Origin of the sequence: Dietzia timorensis (genome assembly GCF_020742175.1) — a bacterium.
In the GTDB taxonomy this organism is placed as follows: Bacteria; Actinomycetota; Actinomycetes; order Mycobacteriales; family Mycobacteriaceae; genus Dietzia; species Dietzia timorensis_A.
In genome coordinates this window covers 1-4,130 of the sequence record NZ_DYXM01000157.1, presented here as the reverse complement: position 1 = coordinate 4,130, position 4,130 = coordinate 1, and the positions used below count along the sequence as shown (strand labels likewise).

The following is a 4,130-nucleotide window of genomic DNA, read 5'->3' as shown; positions in this document are numbered from 1 at the left end:
GCCGAAGCGGAACGTGCAGGTATCGCCGATGGACAGCGAGATTATCGGGGCGTCGGAGGATTCTTCGCCGTCGATGTGCATGCCCATGCGGGCGCTGGTGTCGTAGAAGTTGAGCAGTGCGGCGTCGATCGTGTGGGCTGCCCCTTCGGCGTGGCTGCCCGTGACCTCTTCGATGGCGCGGTGGCCGAGACGCACAAGCCACTTGGGCACGTCGGCGACGCGACGACCGTTCACGTCGACCGCGTAGCGGCTGTATCCGTAGGGGTACCAGTGCCAGCCGAGGGAAAGCGTGCTCACGCTCATCTGCCCGTTACCGATCTTCGCCGAGTGATAGGGGACGGGGCCGCGTCCGAGCTCGCGCGCGGCTCGCACGATCCACGCCTGCTGGGGGACGGTAAGCCAGTCCGGGATCCAGAAGGCTCCCGGGGCGACCTCGCGGCGTGGCCGGCCGAGGGCCTCGGGGCCGAACAGCGGTCCGGTGGTGCCTGCCGGGCTCATCGCGGCGCCTCCAGCTCGAGGAGTTCCCGCTTGACCTCCGGGCCACCGGCGTAGTTTCCCAACGTCCCGTCGCTGCGGACGACGCGGTGGCAGGGCACCACGATGGGCAGCGGATTCTTCGCGCACGCCGTTCCGACGGCCCGAACCGCCCTCGGGTTCCCGACACCTTGGGCGACTTCGGCGTAGCTGGCCGTGGAGCCATATGTGATCTGCGGAAGATAACGCTGGACGTCGAGCCGGAAACCGGACGCGAGCCGCCAGTCCAGAGGAAGGGCGAACTCACGCCGCGATCCGGAGAAGTACTCGCCTAGCTGGCGCGCCGCGTCGTCGAAGCGGGACGGGGCGCGCATCAGCCGAGTGCCTACGGTGGCGGCGAGCTCGTCGAGAACCTGATCGAGCGGGGTGGAGTCGAAGGCGACCTTGACCAGCCCTCGCTCGGTGGCAGCGAGAATGAGCGCACCGACGGGAGAGTCGACTTCGGTGTAGGCGACGTCCAGAAGACCCGCCGAATCGGCGGCAGCGCCGAGGCGCGTGGAGAGCCGTTCGATCTCGCGGTCCGGGATGTCGAAGGCGTCATTAGAAAGCGAATTCGTGTCCATCACTAGGTCGTTCCTTCCTCGCGCAGCAGCGTATTGCGCAGCGCGGCGATACCATCCGCGCTGGCTCGGCGCACGGCAGGCGGTGTGGAGCCGGTGAGCTCCGCGGTCTCGGCATGCGTGAGACCACCGAGAAAATGCAGCGCCACCGCGAGGCGTTGTTTGTCCGGTAGCGCCGCGACCTGCTCCCAGATCTCGTGCGTACCGGCGCCGGTCGCGGACGGTCCGGCCGGTTGCTCGGGAACGTCGGCCACCGGGGAGGGCCGGCGTGCGGTCGAGCGCGCGGTGTCGACGCACTTGTTCTTCGCCACGCGGACCAGCCAGGCCTGGTGATTGACCTGATCGGGTTCGGCTCCGAGGGTGTCCCATGCGCGCAGTGCTGCGAGAAACGTTTCCGACCAGGCGTCCTCGGCATCGGCGCCGGGGCCGAGGAGGGAGCGGCACACACGCAGCACCGTGGGACCGTGCTCCCGGACGAGTGCGTCGAATCGTGTCTGCATGGTCCCCCGCGCCTAGAACAGTCGCCCGGCCGCTTCGGGCGCCGGCTCTTCCAGGGACAACAGGAACCGCTTGCGGTCCAGTCCGCCTGCGAAGCCGGTGAGCGAGCCGTCCGCGCCGATGACCCGGTGGCAGGGGACGATGATGCTGATGGGGTTGTGTCCGACGGCCTGGCCCACGCGCTGTGCGAGATGCTTGTTACCGAGGCGCACCGCGAGGTTGGCGTACGTGCAGGTTTCGCCGAACGGGATTTCTCGCAGAAGCTTCCACACGGACTCTGAGAAGGCGTCGCCGTCCGTCGTCACAGGTACGGAGAAGTGGGTACGCTCCCCGGCAAAATATTCGGCGAGCTCCTCGGCCGCGGCGGCAAGCACTGGGTCCTCTGCGACGGGCACCTGCGGACCGATGGACTCGGGCGACGGCGGGTACTGGTGCGGCATGAAATAGAGGCCGCACAGCGCGTCCCCGTCGGCGACCACCTGGAGTTCGCCGACGGGCGAGGAGATAATCCCGAACCGCCGCCGCGCGACGTCGGCACCGGCGCCGGTGGCGTTTTCGTCCATTCGCCCCATCTCCTCTCTTTTTCCTGTGCGGCCCTCGGTGCACGAAGTTACGGCACGCGAGCCATTGCCGGGGTCCACTACCTGGTAGTCGTCTCCCAGGCCCTGAGTGTGAGGTCGTGCCCCGAGATTTTCTCCGGCTCAGCCCTGCGCCCCCGGCTCTACGTGCCGGTCTGCAGCTCGCGCACCACGCGTGCAGGAGAGCCTGCCGCGAACACGCCCGCAGGGATGTCACGGCTGACGACAGACCCCGAACCGACGACCGAACCCGCGCCGATCCGAACGCCGGGGTTGACGATCACGCCGCCGCCGAGCCATACGTTCTCCTCGAGCACGATCGGATCGGCACGCTCGGCGCCGCTGCGGCGAAACGCCACGTCGTCGACCGGATGCACCGGGGTGAGTAGCTGGCAGCGCGGACCGAGAAGCGTGCCGTCGCCGATGGAAATCTCGGCGCAGTCGAGCGCGACGAGGTCGTAGTTGATGAACACGTCGCGGCCGAGGTGGATATTAAACCCGTAGTCGGCGCGCAGTGTCGGCATCAGCTGTGCACCCTCGCCGACGCTGCCGAGCAGCTCGCCGAGCACCTCGCGGCACTCTTCGGGCTGCGCCCACGGAGTGTTGAACCGCGCCAGCAGCTCCTGGCACCGCCGCCGAGCCGCATCCAGCTCGGAATCGCCCGGCTCGTACCACTCGCCGCTACGCATTTTCTCGAGTTCGCCCATGGCCTCGATATTGCCCGCAAATCGGCGCGAACGCCTCGCACCAACCCCTCGGCGAGTTCCCCATGTGCTCCCAGTCAACGCACAGCGAACGGTTATAGCTTTCCTTTCGTGAATACTTGGGGTGAACCGTCAGATCCGGATACGCAGAAAAGGCTCGGTCGGTCGTGACTTGGATAGATCACTTGTTGACGGCGGTGAGCCTCGACGGGGCAGTGCCCGCGGGAGTCGCGGGCATCGCCATGATCATCGCGGCCCTCGCCCTCGTGGCGCTGGCGACCTTCGCACATTCCCCGGCCCGGCCACGCCGCGGTCTGCTGCGCGCCCTCGCCGCCGTGACCATCGGTGCGGTGCTCACGATGATCGCGCGCATCGTCGTCGAGGACGTGTGGAAGCCCTATCCGGACGTGTTGCCGCTGGCGACGTGGGCCGTGATCGGCTGCGGGGTGGCGGGCATCGCCCTCGCGGTCGCGGCCGTCGGGCGCCGCGGCGCGCGGACGAGGAAGAAGATGGCGCTGCGCTCGTTGGGCGCGGTGGTGTGCGGCGTCATCCTCGTAATCGGTTCTGCGGCTCTGGTGAACGTGCAGTTCGCCGCGTATCCGAACGCGGGCGCGCTGTTCGGTGTCGACGGTTTCGACACCGAGGACCCGGCGACCGCCCTCGCCCCGCGTGACAAGACCGTGGCGGCGGGGCCGGGAGAGACGATCGCTCAGGCGCTGCCCGCGGACTGGTCCACGCCCTCGGGGGAGCGGCCGACCGAGGGCGTCGTGACCGACGTGGCGATCCCCGGCGCGCTCTCGCACTTCCCGGCGCGCACGGCGAAGGTCTACCTGCCGCCGGCGTACTTCGCCGAACCGCGGCCGGAGCTGCCGGTCGTCGTCGCGATGGCAGGCGAGCCCGGTTCGCCGGAGGACTGGACGACGTCCCTGCAGATGCCGCAGGTGATGAATTCTTTCGCAGCGGACAACAACGGCATCGCGCCGATCGTGGTCGTCGCCGACCCCATCGCCGATCGCCTCGGCAACACCCTGTGTGTCGATTCGCCTCGCGGCAACGCCGACACCTACCTGTCGCAGGACGTGCCCAACTGGATCGACAAGAACCTGCAGGCCTCGACCGACCACAGCCAGTGGGCCGTCGCCGGATACTCCTTCGGCGGGACCTGCGCGGTACAGCTCGCGCTGGCCCACCCCGAGCTGTACCCGAATTTCCTCGCGATGTCCCCGCAGCAGGAGCCGACTATCGGGACGCGGGCT

General features: G+C 68.5%; 6 protein-coding genes. 1 reads left to right on the top strand and 5 read right to left on the bottom strand.

The features are described from left to right. From K8V11_RS08440 to K8V11_RS08420, 5 genes are all read right to left on the bottom strand, one after another. The coding region (locus K8V11_RS08440; RefSeq protein ID WP_303912716.1) for an alpha-ketoglutarate-dependent dioxygenase AlkB at positions 1 to 498 on the bottom strand (498 nt) is incomplete at its 3' end. After that, the gene (locus tag K8V11_RS08435) at positions 495 to 1,097 is read right to left on the bottom strand and encodes a methylated-DNA--[protein]-cysteine S-methyltransferase (protein WP_303912713.1); all 603 of its coding nucleotides are present in this window, start codon (positions 1,095 to 1,097) and stop codon (positions 495 to 497) included. The genes K8V11_RS08440 and K8V11_RS08435, both read right to left, overlap by 4 nt. A gap of 2 nt (positions 1,098 to 1,099) precedes the next feature. Continuing rightward, positions 1,100 to 1,594: an RNA polymerase sigma factor gene (locus tag K8V11_RS08430; protein WP_303912710.1), complete on the bottom strand. Its 495-nt coding sequence runs from the start codon at positions 1,592 to 1,594 to the stop codon at positions 1,100 to 1,102. Between the two features lie 12 nt (positions 1,595 to 1,606). Beyond that, a complete protein-coding gene (locus K8V11_RS08425; protein WP_303912707.1) occupies positions 1,607 to 2,155 on the bottom strand; it encodes a methylated-DNA--[protein]-cysteine S-methyltransferase in 549 nt (182 codons plus the stop codon). A gap of 158 nt (positions 2,156 to 2,313) precedes the next feature. Further along, entirely contained in the window at positions 2,314 to 2,877 is a 564-nt protein-coding gene (locus K8V11_RS08420) for a sugar O-acetyltransferase (RefSeq protein WP_303912703.1), read from the bottom strand. Positions 2,878 to 3,041: 164 nt separating this feature from the next. On the opposite strand from K8V11_RS08420, the gene K8V11_RS08415 reads away from it, so the two are divergent. After that, positions 3,042 to 4,130, top strand: a 1,089-nt coding sequence (locus K8V11_RS08415) for an esterase family protein (protein WP_303912700.1), incomplete at its 3' end; no start/stop codon positions are given.

What these genes read in the sequence shown, in the direction of transcription:
- K8V11_RS08435 (WP_303912713.1), bottom strand. Translation starts at nt 1,097, where the DNA reads ATGGACACGAATTCGCTTTCTAATGACGCCTTCGACATCCCGGACCGC.
- K8V11_RS08430 (WP_303912710.1), bottom strand. Translation starts at nt 1,594, where the DNA reads ATGCAGACACGATTCGACGCACTCGTCCGGGAGCACGGTCCCACGGTG.
- K8V11_RS08425 (WP_303912707.1), bottom strand. Translation starts at nt 2,155, where the DNA reads ATGGACGAAAACGCCACCGGCGCCGGTGCCGACGTCGCGCGGCGGCGG.
- K8V11_RS08420 (WP_303912703.1), bottom strand. Translation starts at nt 2,877, where the DNA reads ATGGGCGAACTCGAGAAAATGCGTAGCGGCGAGTGGTACGAGCCGGGC.